This window comes from Bacillus cereus group sp. MYBK15-3 (assembly GCF_051916765.1).
GTDB lineage: Bacteria > Bacillota > Bacilli > Bacillales > Bacillaceae_G > Bacillus_A > Bacillus_A cereus.
This window is the reverse complement of record NZ_JBQAHG010000001.1, coordinates 1,299,289-1,321,805: the sequence shown is the minus strand read 5'-3', so window position 1 is coordinate 1,321,805 and position 22,517 is coordinate 1,299,289. Positions and strand designations below refer to the sequence as shown.

The following is a 22,517-nucleotide window of genomic DNA, read 5'->3' as shown; positions in this document are numbered from 1 at the left end:
AACATGAGGAAACGAATTCCTGATTTTGAAGAGGAATTAGAAGTTGAGCGAGTGGAAGAAAAAGAAAGTTTACCGCCGCGTAGTGAAATTCATAGAAATAAAGAAAAAAAACAAAAGTTTAAAATAAATCACATTTTCGTCCGGGTTTTAACATTTCTATTCATTCTGCTGCCGATTAGTATTTTGTGGTACACGGATAAATATATTCAGGTGAAGGGTGATAGTAATAATGCCGGAAAAAGTGCGTTTGAAGTAATCTTCTTTGATTCAGCTAAATCTGAGTCGCAGAAACATTCTGAAAAAGTAATAACGCATACTGTGAAAGAGGGAGAAACTTTAGAAAGTATAGCGAAGCAATATTTTTCAGATGGAAATGGAATTGAAGTAATTAAAAAGTATAATAACTTGCAAGACGATGAAGTGAGTGCAGGTCAAGAATTAAAAATTCCGATAAAAGATAAGTCCACAAAGCAAGAAAGCTAGTGAGTTAAGCGATCACAGTTTGTTATAAAAGCCTAGGATTATCTTTATGAGGAGGGGAGTCAAAAATATGATATGGATTATATTATTCAGTACTCTCATAGGCATGGGGATTTTATTGCTTCTTGTGATGTATAAAGAAGCGATGCGTAATACGGTGTTGGAACATACTTTAGTATTTAAAGAATTTCCGAAAAGTTTTCAAAAAGTAAATGTGTTTTTTATTTCTGATATTCATAGAAGAGTCATTTCGAATTTGTTAATTGAACAAGTAAAAGGAAAAGTAGATCTCGTAATTATCGGAGGAGATTTAGCAGAGAAAGGTGTCTCTTTATCAAAAATCTCTGCGAATATTCAAAAGTTAAGAGAGATAGCTCCTGTATATTTTGTGTGGGGAAACAATGATTATGAGATAGAATATCATGAATTAGATGCGTTATTATTAGAAAATAACGTAAAAGTTTTAGATAATACAAGAGTGGTATTTGAGTCTGAATTAGGCGAGAAAATTTGTTTGCTCGGTATAGATGATGTTGGATTGCACCGTGATCGTCTAGATTTGGCATTGGCGGATTGTAAAGAAGATGGTTTTCGTATCCTAGTTAGTCACAACCCTGATATAATAAAAAAAATGTCTGGAAATGAACAGATTTCACTTGTCTTAAGTGGACATACGCATGGAGGGCAAATCCGATTATTCCCATCTAAAAAATATTTAAAAGGTGGCGTATATAACCATTTAAATACGATTCTCTTTGTTAGTAATGGGTATGGAACAACATTGATACCACTTCGTTTCCGAGCACCTGCTCAAACACACATCATTACATTGTGCGGAGGGAAATGATGCCAACTCTTAATGGGAAATACAATATAAAAGCCGTTTCGAATATAATTGGAGTTCAGCCGAGTACGCTTCGTGCATGGGAAAGACGATATCAAATTATTGCCCCAAAGCGGAATCAAGCTGGGCATCGTTTATATACAGAAGAGCATATTCAAATTTTAAAATGGTTAATGGAAAAAGTTTCTTCCGGTATGATGATTGGACAAGCAGTTCAATTATTAGAAGAGAATCGTTTGCAGAGTACAGTTCAAAAAGAGATACATTTCGATAAAGAAGTTGTTTTAGTGGACGATTTGCTACAAGCTTTGTTAAAATTTGATGAAATTACAATTGCTGCATTATTAAACGAAGCTTTTAGTATATATTCAACAGAGAAGGTTGTTGCCAGTATTGTTCTTCGAGTGACAGACAAATTATTAACGTCAAAAAATAATAATGAGATTTCAATGGTGCAATTTCAATATGCACTATCATTTTTACAAACGCGTCTAGGGATGGTGTATCACAATGCCTCAATGTTTTCCTCTTTACACAAAGTTATTGTGTTAGAAAAGGATGCATTGAAAGGATTTATTTTTTCAACTTATTTACGCTTAAAAGGATATGAGGCGATATATATTAGGACAAGCTTAGCTGAAGATGGTATGTTATCAGCGGTAGAGGAAATACAGCCGAAATATGTATTTATATCTTTTGCTGACGAACAAGAAATGAAAAAGACGATGAACTTTATAAATTTATTACAAGAAAAAAGGGAATCTCTTTTAGTTGGATTTATCGGAAAGCTAGGCGTTCTAAACCAGTTGGACATTGAAACAATCTTAATTGGTGATACGAAAGAAGAATGGGATGGATGGTTAAAAATGTCGGAATAGTTGTTCGAAAAGAACCATCTATTTTCTATTTCATATAATAAAAATTAGATGCATTGGTTACGTAGGGAGGGTATGAGATGAGGCTGGAACGATTAAATTACAATAAGATAAAAATTTTTCTAACATTTGATGATTTATCTGAACGAGGATTAACGAAAGAAGATTTATGGAGAAATGCACCGAAAGTACAGCAATTATTTCGTGATATGATGCAAGAAGCAAATAAGGAATTAGGATTTGAAGCAGATGGTCCGATTGCAGTTGAAGTGTTTTCTCTACAAGCACAAGGGATGGTTGTAATTGTAACGAAAGAAAATCAAGAAATAGATACAGATGATGAGTTCCGTGACGAGTTTATTGAAATGCAAGTGACTCTAGATGAAAGTGAGCATATATTATATGAGTTTGCTACGCTAGATGACGTAATTAACCTGTCGAATCGCTTATATAACCTTGGTGTAACTGGCGGAAAGCTATATACGTGGGATGAGCGCTTCTATCTTTGGGTGGAAGAAGAGGAACAAATTCAATTGTTAAAGGCGGATTTTATAGCTATTTTAGCGGAATACGGTAATCCGTCTACAGCAACCATTTATCGCATCATGGAGTACGGTAAAGAATTAATGGATGTTAACGCGATAGAACAAATACACAATTACTTTGTGAAAAAACAAAACCTCAGCTAATACAACATAGCTGAGGTTTTGTTCTTATTTGGAGAAGGGAAGGGATGATTGTAAATACTCGAACATACTTTTTGAAAATAAAATATGCAGTTTTATGGGAGTGTGGTTGATGAAAATAAAAAATATTTAAATATTTAAGTATTTTACTTTTCTAAAAGTAATAAAAGGACTATAATAATGGTGAAAACGCTTGCAATAGAAAGTAGTTTGTATATATTTGTTAGCGTTTTCTATTGCATTCCAAATTTAAGGGTGTATACTAGGCAATGAAGGTTTACTAAACAAGTGAAATTACAGGGGGTTTACTTACTATGGTAGCCGAAAAGGGAACTCAAACAAAAACACAACAACAAAGGGAACAACATTTTGAACTATTGAATTCAACACAAATTGTTATTAGTGAAGCGTTAGAAAAATTGGGTTATCCAAACGAAGTATATGAATTATTAAAAGAACCAATTCGTATGATGACAGTGAAAATACCAGTTCGTATGGATGACGGGACTGTTAAAATATTTACAGGATATCGTGCGCAACATAATGATGCTGTTGGTCCAACGAAAGGTGGAATTCGCTTCCATCCGAATGTAACAGAAAATGAAGTGAAAGCACTTTCAATCTGGATGAGTTTAAAATGTGGTATTGTTGATTTACCATATGGTGGAGGTAAGGGTGGAATTATTTGTGATCCACGTGAAATGTCATTCCGTGAGTTAGAAAGATTAAGCCGCGGTTATGTACGAGCAATTAGCCAAATCGTAGGACCGACGAAAGATATTCCAGCTCCAGATGTATTCACAAACTCTCAAATTATGGCATGGATGATGGATGAGTATAGCCGTATTGATGAATTTAATTCACCAGGATTTATTACAGGTAAACCGCTTGTACTAGGTGGATCACATGGACGTGAAACAGCAACAGCGAAAGGTGTAACAATTTGTATTCGCGAAGCTGCGAAAAAACGTGGCATTGATATTAAGGGGGCACGCGTTGTTGTTCAAGGATTCGGTAATGCTGGTAGCTTCTTAGCTAAATTTATGCATGATGCAGGTGCGAAAGTTATTGCAATCTCAGATGCTTACGGCGCGTTACATGATCCAAACGGATTAGATATTGATTATTTATTAGACCGTCGTGATAGCTTCGGTACAGTAACAAAGCTATTTAACAATACAATTTCAAACAAAGAATTGTTAGAACTTGATTGCGATATTTTAGTTCCAGCTGCAATTGAGAACCAAATTACAGAAGAAAATGCTAATGATATTAAAGCGAAAATCGTTGTTGAAGCTGCAAATGGTCCAACAACATTAGAAGCGACTAAAATTTTAACAGATCGCGGAATTTTACTTGTTCCAGACGTGTTAGCAAGTGCTGGTGGTGTAACAGTATCTTACTTTGAATGGGTACAAAATAACCAAGGTTACTACTGGACTGAAGAAGAAGTAGAACAACGTTTAGAAAAAGTAATGGTAAGATCATTTGATTCTATTTATGAAACAGCACAAGTTCGTAAAGTGAACATGCGCTTAGCGGCGTACATGGTTGGTGTTCGTAAAATGGCTGAAGCAAGCCGCTTCAGAGGTTGGGTATAAAATATTATATCTTGAGAAAACGTGATTTCCTTTCGAGGGAATCACGTTTTTTTGTTGAAGTATTAAATGAGGTGTTGTATATGGAGAATGAAATGTTGGAACGAGTAGAACAATTAGAAGAAAAGGTTAATAGGTTAGAGGGAGAACTCGCAAGAACGATGAAAGCTCGCAAAATAAGTACCGTTCGGATGTTCGGGGAAGGGCTACTGTTTCTGATATTTGGTGTGGTTGTAGTAGGGCCGATTATTGCCGTTGTAATCTCAATTTTTACTTGGCTTGCTGAAAAATAAAATAAAAACAAAAAAGAACGCTTGTTCTATGCGAACAGATGTGCTATACTCTCCTTAGATAAACAAAACGGAAATGATTTTAAGGAGAGATAAATGATGAAAATGACAGTAGACCAAAGATTTATGATGCCAGCAGATGTTGTAGAGCGAGTGGAAGTATTACGCAACAAACAAAGTAAGCGTGGCACATTATTACAATCGGTAAATAAATTTTTCGGTTTAGATACGAAAGAAGATTGTGTTTGGTTTTACGGTTTTTATGGAGTGGCTGTAAGTATCTTGTTGTTTATGGTGTTCACTTCAAATATTTTCGATTTTCTCTTCGCGTAAGAAATATGCGATAAGGACATTGCTACCGAATACATATATAAAGAAGTAAGGTAATCTTCTAGAGCGGGAGTTGGTAGCAATGGCGATGTTTCCTATAGAGCGCAATTATATTGGATATGGAAGTTCACGACCGGGGATTCCTCTGACTAAAGTGAGATTTATCGTAAGCCATGATACGGGGAATCCTGGAAGCAATGCGATAGGCAATCGAGATTACTTTAATGAATTACAACCGAAAGCTTCGGCGCATACATTTATAGATGATAAAACAATATTGGAGATTATTCCTATAAATGAAGTTGCGTATCATGTTCGATATGGTGTGCCGACGGATAATGACTTATATGGCTATGACGCGAATAAGGCGGCCATTGGAGTGGAACTTTGTTATGGTGGTGATGTTAACTTTTGGGAAGCGTATAATCGTTTTACATGGTATCATGCGTATTTATGCCAAAACTTTGGCTTAAATCCGAAAAAAGATATCGTGTCACATAAAACGCTTGATCCAGCTAGAAAGATTGATCCTGAGAATGTATTAGGGAAACAAGGTATTAAATTTCAGCAGTTTTTAGCAGATGTCTATCGGATGTACGTTTCGTTTAGATGACAAATATATGAAAAATGAATACAATAAAGATAGGTGCCTACTGCTGTAAGTAGGTTTTTTCTTGTTTTTATAAAAAGTGCATTGGTAGAAGACTAGGAGTGGACGAGTATGCAGAAAGAAACAGTTATTATAATCGGAGGCGGTCCGTGCGGATTAGCGGCTGCAATTTCGTTGCAAAAGGTAGGGATAAATCCGTTAGTAATTGAAAAAGGAAACATTGTAAATGCCATTTATAATTATCCAACTCATCAAACATTTTTCTCTTCTAGTGAAAAATTAGAAATTGGTGATGTAGCTTTTATTACAGAAAATCGTAAGCCATTTCGAAATCAAGCGCTTGCGTATTATCGTGAAGTAGTAAAACGTAAATCTGTACGTGTAAATGCTTTTGAGCGAGTGGAGAAAGTTCAAAAAGATGGAGAAGTTTTTCAGGTTGAGACGACAAAGCGTGACGGAAGTAAGGAAATGTATATAGGGAAATATATTGTTGTAGCAACTGGATATTATGATAATCCAAATTATATGAATGTTCCAGGTGAGGAATTGAAGAAAGTAGCTCACTATTTTAAAGAGGGGCATCCTTATTTTGATCGAGATGTAGTAGTTATAGGTGGGAAAAACTCGAGTGTAGATGCCGCGTTAGAACTTGTTAAATCTGGTGCACGTGTAACGGTACTGTATCGTGGAAGTGAGTATTCACCAAGCATAAAGCCTTGGATTTTGCCGGAATTTGAGGCGTTAGTACGAAACGGTACAATTCAAATGCATTTTGGAGCTCATGTGAAAGAGATTACTGAGCATACATTAACGTTTACAGTTGATGGTGAAGCTTTTACAATCAAAAACGATTTTGTATTTGCGATGACTGGTTATCATCCTGATCATAGCTTCTTAACGAAGATGGGTGTTCAGATTGATGAAGAAACAGGACGTCCAATTTATACAGAGGATAGAATGGAAACGAATGCTGAAAATATTTTCATTGCAGGTGTCATTGCTGCTGGAAATAATGCAAATGAAATATTTATTGAGAACGGTAGATTTCATGGAGATGGGATTGCGCAAACCATTGCATCAAGAGAAAAATAAAAAGGAGCTGTCGGGAAAATCTCGACAGCTCCTTTTTATTCGTGCATAAACATATTTTGAATGGATTCATGAGAATTTGTATTCTCTAATGCAACAAGTAATTTAATGCGTGCTTTTTGTGCATTTAAGCCGTATGTGAATACAATGCCCATATCTTTTAAGTGTTTACCGCCACCTTCATACGAATATACGTCTTGAACGATACCGTTGAAACAGCGAGAAACTAATACGACAGGAATACCTTTATTTAATAATCTTTCTAGGCTAGGTAGTGTTCTTGGAGGGAGATTACCTTGTCCAAGAGCTTCGATAACAATGCCGTCTACAGGAAGATTTTCGATTGCTGCTAATAATGTATCATCCATGCCAGCATATGCTTTTAGAACAACTACATTTTTAGACACTTTATTTATCGTATATGATTCGCGATGTACTAGAGCGTGATGGAAGACAACGCCGCGTTTTGTTACCATTCCAATTGGTCCGTATTGTGGACTTTGGAATGTTGCGACATTACTTGTATGTGTTTTCGTTACATTTGTAGCGCAATGAATTTCGTCGTTTAATACGACTAAAACACCTTTTTCTGCAGCTTCATCACAACTAGCAACTTTTACAGCTGATAAGAAGTTATATAGACCATCAGCACCTAACTCATTGCTAGAACGCATTGCACCTGTCACTACGATCGGAATAGTTGCTTGTACTGTTAAATCTAAGAAATAAGCTGTTTCTTCTAATGTATCCGTACCATGCGTAATAACTACGCCATGAATGTTGTCTTGTTTTACTCTTTCATCAATGATGACTTGTAATTGTAACATTTCGCTCGGTGTCATATGAGGAGATGGTAGATGGAACACATCTTCAACGATTAAATCAACATCGCCTTCTAAATCAGGAATGAATTTTAAAAGAGGATTTTTTTTACCTGGTTGTACGACCCCAGTTTCTTTATCTTCCTCCATTGCAATTGTTCCACCTGTGTGTAAAACTAGGATTCTTTTCAATGCTTATACCCCTTTCAAGTAAAAAAATACATTTAGAACATAACATGTTTTGAGTAAATTCGACAATGGAAATGTATAAAAGTATGCCTGGAAAATGACAATAAAATTAACTGCTATATGTACGATGTATAAAATTACGAAACGAAATGTGCAAATATAGTATAGGAGGGAGAAATTACGGTGAAAAAGATGGAGAGAATTTTTATTCGTATATTAATAATACAATTCATTTGTCTTTCTGTTGTACAATTGTTATTTATACATAAGTCATCAGTGAAATATTTATCTAAAATTGTTTATTATGAGGGTGTTATGGTAAAAAACAAAGTGGAAATCTTGCAGGTGAATCGGTAGTTTTCATTTTCTTCTATGAAGGATTATGCTACAATAATTGAGGATTTAATGACGCGAAGCAAATGAGAAGAAGCAGGGTGAACACCTGCTTTTCGTTTTGTTTTATAAGTGAAAAAATGAGGTGTTACAATGGATAAACGAATTTCAATTGCTATAGATGGTCCAGCAGCTGCAGGGAAAAGTACAGTGGCAAAAGTTGTTGCGAAGGAACTTTCTTATGTTTATATTGATACAGGCGCAATGTACCGTACGCTTACATATGCAGCCCTTCAACAAAAAGTAGACATTGAAAATGAAGAGCAGTTAATGGAAGTTGTAAAGAATGTAAATATTGAGTTTCAGCAAGGAGAAAATACACAGCTTGTATTTTTAAATGGACAAGATGTTTCTGAAGTAATTCGTACACCTGATGTGACGAATCGAGTATCTATTGTAGCGAAACATCGCCTTGTTCGTGAAGAAATGGTACGTCGTCAGCAAGAGTTAGCGAAAAAAGGCGGCGTTGTAATGGACGGCCGTGATATTGGTACACATGTATTACCGGATGCTGAAGTGAAAATCTTTATGCTTGCTTCTGTTGAAGAAAGAGCGGAAAGAAGGCATTTAGAAAATTTAAATAAAGGTTTCGATTCTAATTTAGAGCAGCTAAAAGAAGAAATTGCTCAGCGTGATAAATTAGATTCAGAACGCGAAGTTTCTCCACTAAAAAAGGCTGATGATGCATTGGAATTAGATACGACTTCTTTATCAATTGAAGAAGTTGTCCAAAAAATTATGAGCATTGTTTCTGGAGTGTTTGCGAAATAAAGAAAGGGGATAATCCTCTTTCTTTTTTTGTTTAAATAGAAATGTAAAGGATACGTGAATTGTGAGTCTCTTTCCTTGACAAATGAGCTGATTTGTAAGAAGTTAGTTAAAGAGGAATAAAACTGTCAGAATATATTCGCTATTATATTTCAAAACATACTTTTTTCAAGCTGGTTTTGCTGTATACTATTTATATAGGTTTAATATATTTTCTTGTGAATGTTATTGAAAAAGAGTATGTGATGAGAAATTCTTAAACATGCAAATGAAAACTTTGTTTTCATTTCGTATATACATAAAAAATGCTTTGTCAATTCTGTAGGGAGGTATTTCCATGGTAGAGAAAATGAATGAAGAAGTTATGGATTCAAAAGAATTACAAGTTGGTGACGTTGTTACAGGTTCTGTAACGAAGGTTGAAGAGAAACAAGTGCTTGTAAATGTTGGATACAAAACAGATGGCGTAATTCCAATTAGTGAATTAGCTAACGTTCATATTGAAAAAGCAAGCGATGTTGTAGAATTAGATCAAACACTAGAGTTGAAAATTATTAAATTAGAAGAAGATGATCTTGTCTTATCTAAACGTGCTGTTGATGCAGAAAAAGCATGGGTAGAACTACAAGAGAAATTTACTTCTGGTCATGTATTTGATGTTACTGTAAAAGATATTGTGAATGGCGGATTAGTTGTGGACCTTGGTGTTCGCGGTTTTATTCCAGCTTCACTTGTAGAAGTACATTATGTAGAAGACTTTACTGACTATAAAGGTAAAACATTAGCGGTGAAAATTGTTGAATTAGACCGTGAAAAAAATCGTGTAATCCTTTCACATAAAGCGGTAGTAGAATTAGAACTAGATTCTAAGAAAAAAGAAGCAATTTCTTCATTAAAAGAAGGGGACGTTGTTGAAGGAACAGTACAACGATTAACTGACTTTGGCGCATTCGTTAATGTTGGTGGAGTGGACGGTTTAGTTCACATTTCACAAATTTCACACGAACGTGTAGAGCAACCTTCTGAAGTGTTAGAGCAAGGTCAAAAGGTTAAGGTAAAGGTGTTATCTGTTGATGCTGATACACAACGTATTTCTTTATCAATTAAAGCAGCTCAACCAGGACCTTGGGAAAACGTTGCTGGCGAAATAAAAGCTGGAGATATTCGTGAGGGAGTAGTAAAACGCCTTGTTACATTTGGTGCATTCGTTGAGATTTTACCGGGCATTGAAGGACTTGTACACGTATCTCAAATTGCAAATCGTCACGTGAAAAATCCGAATGAAGTATTGGAAATGGGACAAGAAGTAAAAGTGAAAGTACTTGAAGTTCACGTAGCAGAGAAACGTATTTCTTTAAGTATAAAAGAAGCGCTTGAGGAAAATAATGTAACTGAAGATTATAGTCAGTATGAGCCAAATGCTGATTCTGCTACTTTCCAATTAAGTGATATTATTGGTGAACAACTGAAAAAATTAAAGAAATAATGAGGGGTACAAGTGGTAAGGGCAAAACGTAAATTAGATCATATTGAATACGCTCTTTCTACTGGTCAGTCTCGTACGCATGGCTTTCATGATATTGATTTTGTGCATCAAAGCTTGCCAAATTCAAATTATGACACAATAACATGTGAAACAAAAATCGGCGAACTTTCACTAAGTTCGCCGATTTTTATCAATGCGATGACTGGTGGTGGAGGAGAGAAAACGTTACATATTAATGAGCAATTAGCATATGTAGCGAAACATCATAACCTTGCTATGGCTGTAGGTTCGCAAATGGCGGCGTTAAAAGATGAAAGTGAAGCTGCTTCTTATAAGGTGATCAGAAAGGTAAATCCAAATGGTATTTTCTTTGCTAATTTAGGTAGTGAGGCAACTATCGAACAGGCAGAGCGTGCCGTTGATATGATTGAAGCGAATGCATTGCAAATTCATTTAAATGTCATACAAGAGTTAACGATGCCAGAAGGAGACCGTGATTTTACTGGAGTACTTCAGCGCATTGAGAAAATTGTTTTAAATAGTAAAGTTCCTATCATTGTAAAAGAAGTTGGATTTGGGATGAGTAAGGAAACAGTGCAGCAGTTAGCGAACGTAGGTGTAACAGCAATTGATATTGGTGGGCAAGGTGGTACGAATTTTGCTGCTGTTGAAAATGAAAGAAGACAGCGAATGCTTTCTTATTTTAATAACTGGGGCATACAAACAGCAACCTCGATTATTGAAGCAACCTCTACAAATAATAACCTCTCTTTTATTGCATCTGGGGGCATACAAACAGCGCTTGACGTAGCGAAAGCGATCGCATTAGGGGCGAATACAACTGCGTTTGCTGGTTACTTTTTACGTATTTTAATGCAAGATGGTATCGAGAAGTTAGTGGATGAAATTGAGCTTCTACATACAGATTTGAAATTTATAATGACAGCTCTTGGTGCGAAGACGATAGAAGAGTTGCAATCTGTACCTCTTGTTGTAAAGGGTGAAACATATCATTGGTTAATGCAGCGTGGTATTGATACTGCGCATTATAGTAGGAGATAAAGTTATTTAATATCAACCGGAGAATTATTTATATCCGGTTGATATTAAATTAATATGAATTGCGTATAGAATTTTTAAATTTGTATATAACTATATAAAAATATTCATATAGAGAGGCTATTCTTTAGTGAATTTATTGCTGTAATATAGAAAGGCAGTATTAGAAAGGAGCAAATGTTTTGAGGGATATAGCATTTTTTATGGACAAATTTCGAATTCATTTATTAGAAAAAGGTGAAGAAAATAAAAAAACATCAGATTTGATAGCGATTTTATATATAATATATTTTATTAGTATATTAATGTTGGTTCCTATGTTGTTAAAAAAAGTCGGTATAATAGAATTATCAAATTACTTTGTTGAATTGTTTGATATACTTAAAGGGGTTTTACGTGGGGATATTAGCTACGAAACGCAAAATAAATTAATCATGATGACAGATAAGTTAATGAAATTTACGAATGAATATATAAGCGATTTTAGTCTGTACATAAAATGGACAATTATCGTGTTTATTTTTATGTTAATTAGTCAAGTGATAAGAGTGGTATTTAAATCTATAAAAGTTCGATTGATTGTACAAAGTGTGTTGTCTTTTGTATATTTGATAATGCTTGAAGAAAATATGATTTTTGCATTAATAATTGGGCTAGTAATTCTTTTTTTGGATGACACGATATATAAGTGTAGGAAGTTTAAAATATGTTAATTTTTTTATGTATTTAAGTGGTGCAATTCGCATTTATCATTTAAATAAAGCAGAAGAAAAGGCGAGGGTTATCAAGAGTCGGTTTAGCTATTGGTTAGTAATTTTAATTAGCTTTTTTGTCGTGACTTATTGTACGAAAATGATTTTTTGGGGTATATCTCTTAAGATGAATGCCTTGATTGGTCTCTCTTTATTTTTGTTAATATGGATGAATTCGAGTTCTAATAAAGTAATAGAACTAGTTAGAAAATTAGTAGTTTATGTATTGTTTATACCTATTGTAATATTAGCTAATGATGTGTTTAATAGTTCTGATGTAGTTAAAACGTTATCTATCTTTATAACTGTCTTTTTTTCATTAGAGCGAATTATCGGGATTGGCAAGGAAATCAAAAAACAAGTTGAAGAATATGATATTAACTATATTTTTAATTTTTATGAGATGAAGGACTATAGGGCCATCCAAAATGTAGATATTTTGAATGAATTAGATTTGGAAATAGAGGAAGAAGAGTTAGTAAAGCAGGTATTATGTTATATGGCTATTGATAAAAATATAGCAAAAAAATTAATAGAATTTTATTTGAAGAATTTTTATAAATACGAGGCGCTAGTACTTTACTGTCAGTACCAATTAAAGATTGAGAAATATAATGAGAGGGAAATTGGAAAAACACAATTGCGTGATTTGTTAAGCGTTATGCAGAGGGTACAAAAAGCGAATAGTAAAGAGCAAAATATTATTAAAATGGAAAACGCAGCGAAAGAATTAGCTGATTTGTATTTTCAATTAGGGGAAAATGAATTGGAAATTATAAACCTTTTATCTGGGTATGTTATGCTATCTGACTATTATAAGTTTATATTGGTAAACTCGTATATCAAAGTTGATAATATTGTAAAGGCCGAGGAAGTATTTTGTACAATTAATGATAAAGATACTTATTCGTTAGAGATATAATATTAATTTAAATAGGTATCGAGATAATCGCTATTCTCAGATATATTTGTAAATTATAGTCTAAACCAATAGGTATAGTGACGATTGATGCCACGTCAAGTAATCGAATCTATAATGCGAACACAAAAGAATTGTATTATGAGTAGAAATTATGAAGAAATATGTAAAAGACGGTTTCGTACAATATCGAAACCGTCTTTTTGTATTAATTAGTGCTGGTTTTGTTTTCGAGCCTGTTCTGGTGTATCAAGTCCAGTTGCACCTGGATATTGTAGTGATTGATCACGATCGGATTCAACGCGGCGTGATTCTCGTAGTTTTCGTTCTTGGCGATCTTTACCCATAATGAATAACACCTCCTTGTTAAAAGTGTTGCTGTTATAAGAAAAAACTATGCGTAAATAAAGTGGATTAACTTTCATAAAAAGTTCCCATAATGGAAAACATAGGAGGTGAAGTTGATGGATGGAAGTACTTTTTATTTTGTAGCTTGGATAGGGTGGATCATTGTAACCTTTTTTATGAAAAAGGACCTTATTCGGTGGAAGTTAGGCGCTTGTATACTGATTTTTATAATTTGCTCTCCGTTACATGTAACGATCGCCTCATTCGTGGTATCAGTAAATGCTCTTTTACTTTGTATTATTTCTTTTATAGGGATCACGCTATATTCTGTCTGGAAAAAATTATATAGCTTACTTTCGGCGCTTATTATTGCAATGTTATATACAAGTTTTCATCTGTTAGAAATATATGATCCGATTTGGATTGTGGTGGATAGAGTGTTTCTGCTAAGTAGTGCTCTTGTGTATGCATCGGTGTTATTGCATGGAGATCGCATATTACGATTATGTTCTCTATATGTAGGGATGTTACAAGGAGAGCTGCTAGTGACATTTATTTTTAGGAAATTGAATTTTCCATATGATTACGGTAGTTTAGCATTTTTTGATATCGTCGCCATTTCTACATTATTCATGGCAATATTGTTTTGGATTGCAAAAGCATCAGTATACATGGAACGGTTTAAGAGAAAAACACGTAAAAGAAAGGCGAGGGTAATACATGACTGAATATACACCAGCCATTTTATGCGGCGTAATAGCGGGGACAGTTACAAGGGTGCTAATGCTTCGGACAGATACGCGGCAATATCCGACGAGGCTACATGGGAAAATTATTCATATTGCAATGGGGTTAATTGCAGCTGCTTTAGGAGCGATTGCAATCCCGTCTATTTTGAAAAAAGATTTTTCTGCCATTACATTTCTTACATTAGCAGCGACACAATTTCGTGATGTACGTAATATGGAAAGAAATACGCTTCAACAATTAGATGGGTATGAGCTCGTACCGCGTGGAAATACATACATTGAAGGAATTGCATTGGTTTTTGAAAGTCGCAACTATTTGGCAATGTTAACGTCGTTTGTGACGACGTTTGCATATATAGGGTTTCGTTCGTGGATTGCTGGAGTAATTATGGCGATCATCGCATTTTTTATTGCGAAAAAATTAATGTCTGGCAGAAGGTTACATGATCTTGTTGATATCGAGCATGTTCCGCTTCGGTTTGAAGGAGCGGGGCTATATATTGATAATATTTACATTATGAATATTGGATTGCCAGCAAGACAAGAAGAAATTATGAAATATGGTATGGGTTTTATTTTAAAGCCGAAATCAATTGATGCGATGGTTACAATCTCAAATTTAGGGCAACGACAAGCTATTTTACACGATGTTTCAGTAGCGTTAGGGATTTATAGAGATTCTGGTACACCAGCGCTTGTACCGTTAGCAAAGCGTGATTTAGAGGATGGCAGGGTTGGGATTTTTGTCCTGCCGCAAGATCAAGATGCAGAGAAAGCGATAGGTGTCATAGGAAATGTACCAACGTTAGAAAGTGCTGTCCATATGTCATCGGAAGCCCCGAAAGGAAGGGGAGATAAGAGATGATGTTAGAAAGTGTTATTCTGGCAGTTATAACAACGACTCCAGAAAAATTTGCAGGTGGTGCTCCTTTATTCGTTTGCGAATCGACAGAGGAACTAGAATTTGTTGCAAATAATTTAGAGGCAATTTTAGATGGTATTGCACATCGCTTACAAGAGAATGTATATATTATTGTGAAACATTAGCAACGTGTGTTATAATGTGAGGTGTTTTGATACGTTGAGAAATATTCTGGAATGCAAATCCCTTCTTGCACAAAGAAGGGTTTTTTACATAATAAACAGAAGCAAGTTGAAAGGATGAAAGTATATGCCGAAACCAGTAATAGCGATAGTAGGTCGCCCGAACGTAGGGAAATCTACTATTTTCAATAGAATTGTTGGAGAAAGAGTTTCAATCGTAGAAGATATTCCAGGTGTAACGCGCGATCGTATTTATAGCGCTGGAGAATGGTTAAATCATGAATTTAACATTATTGATACGGGCGGAATTGATATTGGAGACGAGCCGTTTTTGACACAAATTCGTCAACAAGCTGAAGTAGCAATTGATGAAGCGGATGTTATCATTTTTATGACAAACGGTCGTGACGGTGTAACAGCAGCTGATGAAGAAGTTGCAAAAATTTTATATCGTTCAAATAAACCGGTTGTACTTGCAGTAAATAAAGTGGACAATCCGGAAATGCGCAGTGACATTTATGACTTTTATGCATTAGGATTTGGCGAACCATTCCCAATTTCAGGTACACACGGATTAGGGTTAGGTGACTTACTAGACGAAGCTGCACAACATTTTCCAAAGATTGAAGAAGATGGATATGATGAAGACACAATTCGTTTCTCTTTAATTGGACGTCCAAACGTAGGAAAATCATCACTTGTAAATGCTCTTCTTGGTCAAGAGCGTGTAATTGTTAGTAATGTAGCAGGAACAACTCGTGATGCTGTCGATACACCATATAGTAAAGATGGAAAAGATTATGTAATTATTGATACAGCTGGTATGCGTAAAAAAGGAAAAGTGTATGAAAGTACAGAAAAATATAGTGTACTTCGTGCGCTAAGAGCGATTGAACGTTCTGACGTTGTTTTAGTCGTTTTAGATGGTGAAGAAGGAATTATTGAGCAAGATAAAAAAATCGCTGGATATGCTCATGATTCAGGGCGAGCTGTTGTTATCGTTGTAAATAAATGGGATGCAGTGAAAAAAGACGAAAAAACAATGAAAGCATTTGAAGAAAATATCCGTGCTCATTTCCAATTCTTAGAATACGCACCAATTGTTTTCTTATCTGCAAAAACAAGAAAACGTACACAAACATTAATACCGGTTATCGATGAGGTAAATGAAAGTCATAGTATCCGTATTCAAACGAACGTATTAAACGATGTAATTATGGATGCGGTAGCGATGAATCCGACGCCAACTCATAATGGTAGCCGTCTGAAAATTTTCTATGCAACACAAGTTGCGGTAAAACCACCGACATTTGTTGTGTTTGTAAACGATCCAGAATTATTGCACTTCTCATATGAGCGTTTCTTAAAGAATCGCTTACGTGAATCATTTGGCTTCGTAGGAACGCCGATTCACATTATCGCTAGAGCAAGAGACTAATGGAGAGGATGTGATTTTATGACAAAAATCACAGTAGTAGGAGCAGGTAGCTGGGGAACAGCGTTAGCGATGGTATTAGCTGACAATGGACATGATGTACGTATTTGGGGAAATCGCCCAGAACTTATGGATGAAATTAATACGAAACATGAGAATAGTCGATATCTCCCAGGCATTACATTGCCAAGCACGATCGTAGCCTACTCTTCTTTAGAAGAAGCATTAGTAGATGTAAATACAGTACTGTTAGTAGTACCAACGAAAGCGTACAGAGATGTATTACAAGAGATGAAAGAAATTGTTACTGAACCAATTACTTGGATTCATGCGAGCAAAGGAATTGAACCTGGTACGTCAAAACGTATTTCGGAAGTGATTGAGGAAGAAATTCCAGAGCACTTAATTAAAGATGTTGTTGTACTGTCTGGACCGAGTCATGCTGAAGAAGTCGGTTTACGACAAGCGACAACAGTTACGTCTGCAGCAAAGCGTATGGAAGCGGCTGAGGAAGTACAAGATTTATTTATGAATAGTTATTTCCGTGTATACACAAATCCAGATATCGTTGGAGTTGAACTTGGTGGTGCGTTAAAAAATATTATCGCATTAGCTGCTGGTATAACTGATGGTCTTGGATTAGGTGATAATGCAAAGGCGGCATTGATGACACGTGGTTTAACAGAGATTGCTCGTTTAGGAAGAAAAATGGGCGGGAATCCGTTAACGTTTGCTGGTCTAACTGGTATGGGAGACTTAATTGTAACTTGTACAAGTGTTCATAGCCGAAATTGGCGTGCTGGAAATATGCTTGGAAAAGGACACTCTTTAGAAGAAGTGTTAGAAAGCATGGGTATGGTGGTGGAAGGTGTAAGAACAACGAAAGCTGCTCATGAATTGGCAGAGAAAATGGAAGTTGAAATGCCGATTACAGCTGCTTTATATGACGTGCTGTTCAATGGGAATAACGTAAAAGATGCGGTAGGCTCATTGATGGGACGTGTTCGAAAACATGAAGTGGAAGCTATACCTGATTTACTGTAAAGAAAAGCGACAGAAGTACATTTGTACTTCTGTCGCTTTTTTTATTTTTTGGGTCTTTTCACCATTTTTTCATTTTTGCATAGGATGAAGAGTAACTTGAGGAGAGGGTGAAAAGAATGGATAATAACATTTTTAATAATATTGAGAAGGAAGCGAAAGTAAATAAAGAGGATATTTTTAAATTAGCATCATCTGTGCAAAATGCGAATTTACGTGATGAAACTGTACTTCGTCAATTAATTCATCAAGTGGCTCTTATGGCGGGACGTGAAGTGCCGAAAGAGCAAGAGGATCAAATTGTAAAAGCGATTATTAATAATAATATGCCAACAGATTTTGGCTCGTTAAGCAAAATGTTTAAAAAATAAATTATGAGAAACAAAGAGTTTGTAGATTGCATATGATAGCCATGAAAGAATGGGAATAGAGCTGTTTTTGGGCATATTTGGTCAACCGAAGCGAGAGATACAATCGCTTCGGTTTTATTTTTGCTTAGATTGGTGAGAAATGCTGGAAAACCTATTGATTAAAGTTATATATTCGCAATTTGTAGTAAAATGTTCTTTTTGTATTTGTTTAAAGATTTTAATTTGTTAAAATAGTATAAAAATAGATTAATAAAAAGGGGTGTGTATATGTCAGAAGGGCTTATGAAAATGTGGTTAGCTTTAGGGGCAATTGGATTTATGTTTTTTGCAGTAAGTTTTATTTTATTAAGTAGACATAAAATAAAGAATAAATTTTTGAAAGGGATTACAGCGTTAGTAGCGTACACCCTTATGATTGTGTCAGGAATTGTTATTTTTCTTGTTGTATTTAGTGGACCTGTACAGCAGTAAATGGAATGGTCTCGAAAATACTACATACAGAGCAAATTAGATTAGTATGAAAAGGTGATGCTAGTGAAAAAATTACATATTATTTTAATATTTTGTTGTATGAGCCTTTTAACGGGGTGTCTGTATCCGAAAGAAAATATGAAGCAAAATGCGGTTCCTTATGAAGATCAGCTACAGGTTGTTCAAAAAGCTGTTGTGACATTTAAGGAGCAAAATGATGGGATATTGCCAATTAAGACGAGGGATATGAGTACACCTATTTATCAAAAGTATCCGATCGATTTTCAACAGATTGCCCCGCGTTACATACAAGAAGCGCCAGGGAATGCGTATGAAAGTGGAGGAGTATATCAATACGTATTAATAGACGTTGAAACAAATCCAACAGTAAAGTTAATTGATGTTAGGATGGCTGAACAAATTCAGGAACTATCTTTAAAGCTTAGGATATACCGTGATGAACATCAATATCCACCTTTTAAAAAAGTAATTTCAGATGGTGTATATGAATTGGATTTCAAAAAACTAGGATATAAAGATGTGCCACAAGTGACAAGCCCATATTCTGGTAAAGGACTTCCTTTTGTAATTAATGAAAAAGGAGAAGTTTTTGTTGATTATAGAATCGACTTATATGACGCTTTGAAAAAAAATGAAGGGCAGTTTACGGAGGGAGAAGATATTCGAAATATACTTTCGAAAGGTTCCCCGTTTGTACCAGCTTATTCTTTACCGTACACAGTAAAGGATGGAGAACCAATTTTTTTAAAATGATAAGTCATGAACCTTTCTTTTAGTGAATAAGTTCTAGAAGAAAGGTTTTTTATGTTATACAACTTACGATGCAAACAAAAGATATTTTTTAATAGTCATATGAAATTGGACAAAATTATATGATATATTGTCCGAACTTCTAGAATACCATTATATTATATCAGATATTATAGGCAACGTTAGAGAAGGTATTAGTTGACTATAAACGCGGAATTATTCCCAAAAATTTTGAGGGAGGGAATCACTTGGAAAAGGTAGATATTTTTAAAGATATTGCAGAACGAACAGGCGGTGATATTTATTTTGGAGTTGTAGGAGCTGTTCGAACAGGGAAATCAACATTCATTAAAAAATTTATGGAACTTGTAGTTATTCCAAATATTGAGAATGAGTCTGACCGTCAAAGAGCGCAGGATGAATTGCCTCAAAGTGCTGCTGGTCGTACAATTATGACGACGGAACCGAAGTTTGTTCCAAACCAAGCGGTTTCTATCGAAGTAGATGAAGGACTTGAAGTGAATATTCGATTAGTAGATTGTGTTGGATATACGGTTCCTGGAGCGAAGGGCTATGAAGATGAGAATGGCCCGCGCATGATTAATACCCCTTGGTATGAAGAACCTATTCCATTCCATGAAGCTGCAGAAATCGGCACGCGTAAAGTAATTCAAGAACATTCAACAATTGGTGTTGTAATTACAACAGATGGAACAATTGGTGAAATTCCAAGAAGAGATTATATAGAGGCAGAAGAACGCGTTGTAAATGAGTTGAAAGAAGTAGGAAAACCTTTCATTATGATAATTAATACGGTACAGCCGTATCATCCAGATACAGAGCAATTACGCCAAAGTTTATCAGAAGAATATGATATCCCGGTTATTGCAATGAGTGTGGAGAGTTTAAGAGAAACAGATGTATATAATGTACTTCGTGAAGCGCTATTTGAATTCCCTGTATTAGAAGTGAATGTGAACCTTCCGAGCTGGGTAATGGTGCTAAATGAAGGGCATTGGTTGCGTCAAAGTTATCAAGAAGCAGTTCAAGAAACTGTGAAGGATATAAAACGTCTTCGTGATGTGGATCGCGTTGTTTGGCAGTTTAGTCAATATGAATTTATTGATCGAGCGAGCCTAGCTGGCATTGATATGGGGCAAGGTGTGGCGGAGATTGATTTATATGCGCCAGATGAATTATATGATCAGATTTTAAAAGAAGTAGTAGGAGTAGAAATTCGAGGGAAAGATCATTTATTAAAGCTTATGCTCGATTTATCTCATGCGAAAATAGAGTACGATCAAGTGGCGGATGCACTGCGTATGGTTAAGCAAACAGGATATGGTGTAGCAGCGCCTGCATTAGCGGATATGAGCTTAGATGAGCCAGAAATTATTCGTCACGGTTCAAGGTTTGGTGTGAAGTTAAAAGCGGTAGCGCCATCTATTCATATGATTAAAGTAGATGTAGAGTCAACGTTTGAGCCGATTATTGGTACTGAAAAGCAAAGTGAAGAATTAGTTCGTTATTTAATGCAAGATTTTGAAGATGACCCGTTATCAATTTGGAATTCTGATATATTTGGACGTTCACTTAGCTCGATTGTTCGAGAAGGAATTCAAGCGAAATTATCTTTAATGCCAGAAAATGCTAGATATAAATTAAAAGAAACGCTAGAAAGAATTATTAATGAAGGATCTGGCGGATTAATTGCGATTATACTATAAGAAAAAATCCCTCTCACTGTAGAGGGATTTTTTGTTTTTTTTGATTATAAAATAGAAAAATAAACAGTCATTATCTAATACATTGTTGTAAATTGTCAAGTTTCATCAGATTTTCACATTTTCAGAGTAACAATTTCCTTAAAAATATTGAATTATAAAGGAGAATCGTATAATATAGGCGTTGATAATGATTTATCTACATCTTTGTAGTATAGAATTTGCAAAAATTGCCTACAAATGAAAGTAAGACTCATTTTATGATCATTATACAGTCTTATCTTTGGGAGGAGGTGAATGGCATGAACAAGACAGATTTAATCAATGCTGTTGCAGAAGCAAGTTCCCTTTCTAAAAAGGACGCAACAAAAGCAGTAGACGCTGTTTTTGATTCTATCTTAGAAGCTTTAAAACAAGGTGATAAAGTACAACTGATCGGATTCGGTAACTTCGAAGTTCGTGAGCGTGCGGCTCGTAAAGGTCGTAACCCACAAACAGGTGAGGAGATTGAAATCGCTGCAAGTAAAGTACCTGCATTCAAACCTGGTAAAGCGTTAAAAGATGCGGTTAAATAATCCTTACATATTAACAGGGAAGAAGAGTTTCCTTTTTGGGAACTCTTCTTTTTGCTTTTAAAAACATAAATATGCTAGAATGTGTTCGTATCACTTTTAGGTTTTCGGGAGGGCTAGCGGATGGCAAAAGTTAATTTAGAACAAATTGAACATGCAGTACGCCTTATTTTAGAGGCGATTGGGGATGACCCAAATCGTGAGGGAGTACTTGATACACCAAAGCGTGTTGCAAAAATGTACGCAGAAGTGTTCTCAGGTATGCATGAAGATCCGAAAGAGCATTTGCATAAAGTATTCGGAGAAGATCACGAAGAGCTTGTACTAGTAAAAGATATACCATTTTATTCGATGTGTGAGCATCATTTAGTTCCATTCTATGGAGTTGCTCACGTTGCATATATTCCGCAAGGTGGAAAGGTGACAGGGTTAAGTAAATTAGCTCGTACCGTAGATACAATTGCACGTCGCCCACAACTGCAAGAACGTATTACATCAACAGTAGCGAACTCTATTATGGAAGTACTAGAGCCTCATGGTGTAATGGTAGTAGTAGAAGCAGAACATATGTGTATGACGATGCGTGGTGTAAAAAAACCAGGTGCGAAAACAGTAACGACAGCAGTGCGTGGTGTGCTTGAAAATGATGCTGCAGCGCGCAGTGAAATTTTATCGTTTATTAAAACGAAGTAAAGAAAAGCGGGAAACTGCTTTTCTTTTTTTTTTTTAGTAAATAAATGATATAGTTTTAACTAGACAGAGTGAGATTAGAAAGATTGCTTACATGAATGGTAGGTGTAGC

At 35.4% G+C, this 22,517-nt stretch carries 28 protein-coding genes; 26 read left to right on the top strand and 2 right to left on the bottom strand.

Going from position 1 to position 22,517, the window contains the following annotated elements; genetic code table 11:
• Positions 1–3: 3 nt before the first annotated feature.
• The 9 genes from ACTFR8_RS06755 to ACTFR8_RS06715 all read left to right on the top strand — a co-directional run bounded on the left by ACTFR8_RS06755 (position 4) and on the right by ACTFR8_RS06715 (position 6,805).
• Positions 4–483: a LysM peptidoglycan-binding domain-containing protein gene (locus ACTFR8_RS06755; protein ID WP_001231550.1), complete on the top strand. Its 480-nt coding sequence runs from the start codon at positions 4–6 to the stop codon at positions 481–483.
• A 67-nt stretch (positions 484–550) separates the two neighbouring features.
• On the top strand, positions 551–1,327 hold the full coding sequence (locus tag ACTFR8_RS06750; protein WP_000637796.1) for a metallophosphoesterase: 777 nt from the start codon (positions 551–553) through the stop codon (positions 1,325–1,327).
• Entirely contained in the window at positions 1,327–2,202 is an 876-nt protein-coding gene (locus ACTFR8_RS06745; RefSeq protein ID WP_050821737.1) for a MerR family transcriptional regulator, read from the top strand. The genes ACTFR8_RS06750 and ACTFR8_RS06745 overlap by 1 nt, the downstream gene beginning before the upstream one ends.
• A gap of 77 nt (positions 2,203–2,279) precedes the next feature.
• A complete protein-coding gene (locus ACTFR8_RS06740; protein WP_001235397.1) occupies positions 2,280–2,888 on the top strand; it encodes a genetic competence negative regulator in 609 nt (202 codons plus the stop codon).
• A gap of 311 nt (positions 2,889–3,199) precedes the next feature.
• Positions 3,200–4,486, top strand: coding sequence for an NAD-specific glutamate dehydrogenase (gene gudB, locus ACTFR8_RS06735; protein WP_000225173.1), 1,287 nt, complete (start codon positions 3,200–3,202; stop codon positions 4,484–4,486).
• 80 nt (positions 4,487–4,566) lie between these two features.
• The gene (locus ACTFR8_RS06730) at positions 4,567–4,776 is read left to right on the top strand and encodes a hypothetical protein (RefSeq protein WP_000426768.1); all 210 of its coding nucleotides are present in this window, start codon (positions 4,567–4,569) and stop codon (positions 4,774–4,776) included.
• A gap of 93 nt (positions 4,777–4,869) precedes the next feature.
• Complete coding sequence (locus tag ACTFR8_RS06725; protein ID WP_001983018.1) at positions 4,870–5,106, top strand: DUF3961 domain-containing protein; 237 nt, start codon at positions 4,870–4,872, stop codon at positions 5,104–5,106.
• Between the two features lie 79 nt (positions 5,107–5,185).
• Positions 5,186–5,716, top strand: coding sequence for a peptidoglycan recognition protein family protein (locus tag ACTFR8_RS06720; RefSeq protein WP_001240655.1), 531 nt, complete (start codon positions 5,186–5,188; stop codon positions 5,714–5,716).
• A 108-nt stretch (positions 5,717–5,824) separates the two neighbouring features.
• The gene (locus tag ACTFR8_RS06715) at positions 5,825–6,805 is read left to right on the top strand and encodes a YpdA family putative bacillithiol disulfide reductase (RefSeq protein ID WP_001168512.1); all 981 of its coding nucleotides are present in this window, start codon (positions 5,825–5,827) and stop codon (positions 6,803–6,805) included.
• Positions 6,806–6,840: 35 nt separating this feature from the next.
• Here the strand turns inward: ACTFR8_RS06715 and ansA are convergent, their stop codons facing one another.
• Entirely contained in the window at positions 6,841–7,815 is a 975-nt protein-coding gene (ansA, locus tag ACTFR8_RS06710; RefSeq protein WP_000822026.1) for an asparaginase, read from the bottom strand.
• A 180-nt stretch (positions 7,816–7,995) separates the two neighbouring features.
• Here ansA and ACTFR8_RS06705 point away from each other — a divergent pair, with 180 nt between their 5' ends.
• The 6 genes from ACTFR8_RS06705 to ACTFR8_RS06680 all read left to right on the top strand — a co-directional run bounded on the left by ACTFR8_RS06705 (position 7,996) and on the right by ACTFR8_RS06680 (position 13,192).
• Entirely contained in the window at positions 7,996–8,169 is a 174-nt protein-coding gene (locus tag ACTFR8_RS06705) for a YpfB family protein (protein WP_000738057.1), read from the top strand.
• A gap of 129 nt (positions 8,170–8,298) precedes the next feature.
• Positions 8,299–8,976, top strand: coding sequence for a (d)CMP kinase (gene cmk, locus ACTFR8_RS06700; RefSeq protein WP_000361257.1), 678 nt, complete (start codon positions 8,299–8,301; stop codon positions 8,974–8,976).
• Positions 8,977–9,310: 334 nt separating this feature from the next.
• Positions 9,311–10,459, top strand: a complete 1,149-nt coding sequence (gene rpsA, locus ACTFR8_RS06695; RefSeq protein WP_050821739.1) for a 30S ribosomal protein S1 — start codon at positions 9,311–9,313, stop codon at positions 10,457–10,459.
• A 12-nt stretch (positions 10,460–10,471) separates the two neighbouring features.
• Complete coding sequence (locus tag ACTFR8_RS06690; RefSeq protein WP_000251037.1) at positions 10,472–11,521, top strand: type 2 isopentenyl-diphosphate Delta-isomerase; 1,050 nt, start codon at positions 10,472–10,474, stop codon at positions 11,519–11,521.
• 179 nt (positions 11,522–11,700) lie between these two features.
• Positions 11,701–12,231: a hypothetical protein gene (locus ACTFR8_RS06685; protein WP_252209903.1), complete on the top strand. Its 531-nt coding sequence runs from the start codon at positions 11,701–11,703 to the stop codon at positions 12,229–12,231.
• A gap of 7 nt (positions 12,232–12,238) precedes the next feature.
• Positions 12,239–13,192, top strand: a complete 954-nt coding sequence (locus tag ACTFR8_RS06680) for a hypothetical protein (protein ID WP_252209905.1) — start codon at positions 12,239–12,241, stop codon at positions 13,190–13,192.
• A 209-nt stretch (positions 13,193–13,401) separates the two neighbouring features.
• Here the strand turns inward: ACTFR8_RS06680 and ACTFR8_RS06675 are convergent, their stop codons facing one another.
• The gene (locus ACTFR8_RS06675) at positions 13,402–13,536 is read right to left on the bottom strand and encodes a YpzI family protein (protein WP_000513900.1); all 135 of its coding nucleotides are present in this window, start codon (positions 13,534–13,536) and stop codon (positions 13,402–13,404) included.
• A 117-nt stretch (positions 13,537–13,653) separates the two neighbouring features.
• On the opposite strand from ACTFR8_RS06675, the gene ACTFR8_RS06670 reads away from it, so the two are divergent.
• The 11 genes from ACTFR8_RS06670 (at position 13,654) to folE (ending at position 22,408) form a co-directional block, all read left to right on the top strand.
• Positions 13,654–14,265 carry a YphA family membrane protein gene (locus tag ACTFR8_RS06670; RefSeq protein ID WP_000349095.1) on the top strand — a complete coding sequence of 204 codons (612 nt, stop codon included), beginning with the start codon at positions 13,654–13,656 and terminating at the stop codon, positions 14,263–14,265.
• The gene (locus tag ACTFR8_RS06665; protein WP_000141601.1) at positions 14,258–15,151 is read left to right on the top strand and encodes a YIEGIA family protein; all 894 of its coding nucleotides are present in this window, start codon (positions 14,258–14,260) and stop codon (positions 15,149–15,151) included. Before ACTFR8_RS06670 ends, ACTFR8_RS06665 begins: the two co-directional genes overlap by 8 nt.
• Positions 15,148–15,333 carry a capping complex subunit for YIEGIA gene (locus ACTFR8_RS06660; RefSeq protein ID WP_000979059.1) on the top strand — a complete coding sequence of 62 codons (186 nt, stop codon included), beginning with the start codon at positions 15,148–15,150 and terminating at the stop codon, positions 15,331–15,333. Before ACTFR8_RS06665 ends, ACTFR8_RS06660 begins: the two co-directional genes overlap by 4 nt.
• Positions 15,334–15,457: 124 nt before the next feature.
• Positions 15,458–16,768: a ribosome biogenesis GTPase Der gene (der, locus tag ACTFR8_RS06655; protein ID WP_001125893.1), complete on the top strand. Its 1,311-nt coding sequence runs from the start codon at positions 15,458–15,460 to the stop codon at positions 16,766–16,768.
• Between the two features lie 18 nt (positions 16,769–16,786).
• Positions 16,787–17,809, top strand: coding sequence for an NAD(P)H-dependent glycerol-3-phosphate dehydrogenase (locus ACTFR8_RS06650; RefSeq protein ID WP_000161763.1), 1,023 nt, complete (start codon positions 16,787–16,789; stop codon positions 17,807–17,809).
• A gap of 116 nt (positions 17,810–17,925) precedes the next feature.
• Positions 17,926–18,177 (top strand): stage VI sporulation protein F, encoded by a 252-nt coding sequence (locus tag ACTFR8_RS06645; RefSeq protein WP_000369754.1) that lies wholly within the window; start codon positions 17,926–17,928, stop codon positions 18,175–18,177.
• 267 nt (positions 18,178–18,444) lie between these two features.
• Positions 18,445–18,648: a DUF2768 domain-containing protein gene (locus ACTFR8_RS06640; RefSeq protein WP_001289004.1), complete on the top strand. Its 204-nt coding sequence runs from the start codon at positions 18,445–18,447 to the stop codon at positions 18,646–18,648.
• 63 nt (positions 18,649–18,711) lie between these two features.
• Positions 18,712–19,422 (top strand): hypothetical protein, encoded by a 711-nt coding sequence (locus tag ACTFR8_RS06635; RefSeq protein ID WP_000733111.1) that lies wholly within the window; start codon positions 18,712–18,714, stop codon positions 19,420–19,422.
• Between the two features lie 245 nt (positions 19,423–19,667).
• Positions 19,668–21,146, top strand: a complete 1,479-nt coding sequence (gene spoIVA, locus ACTFR8_RS06630) for a stage IV sporulation protein A (RefSeq protein ID WP_000416519.1) — start codon at positions 19,668–19,670, stop codon at positions 21,144–21,146.
• Positions 21,147–21,445: 299 nt separating this feature from the next.
• Complete coding sequence (locus tag ACTFR8_RS06625; RefSeq protein WP_001043860.1) at positions 21,446–21,718, top strand: HU family DNA-binding protein; 273 nt, start codon at positions 21,446–21,448, stop codon at positions 21,716–21,718.
• Positions 21,719–21,838: 120 nt separating this feature from the next.
• A complete protein-coding gene (folE, locus tag ACTFR8_RS06620) occupies positions 21,839–22,408 on the top strand; it encodes a GTP cyclohydrolase I FolE (protein ID WP_001151482.1) in 570 nt (189 codons plus the stop codon).
• Positions 22,409–22,517 lie beyond the last annotated feature (109 nt).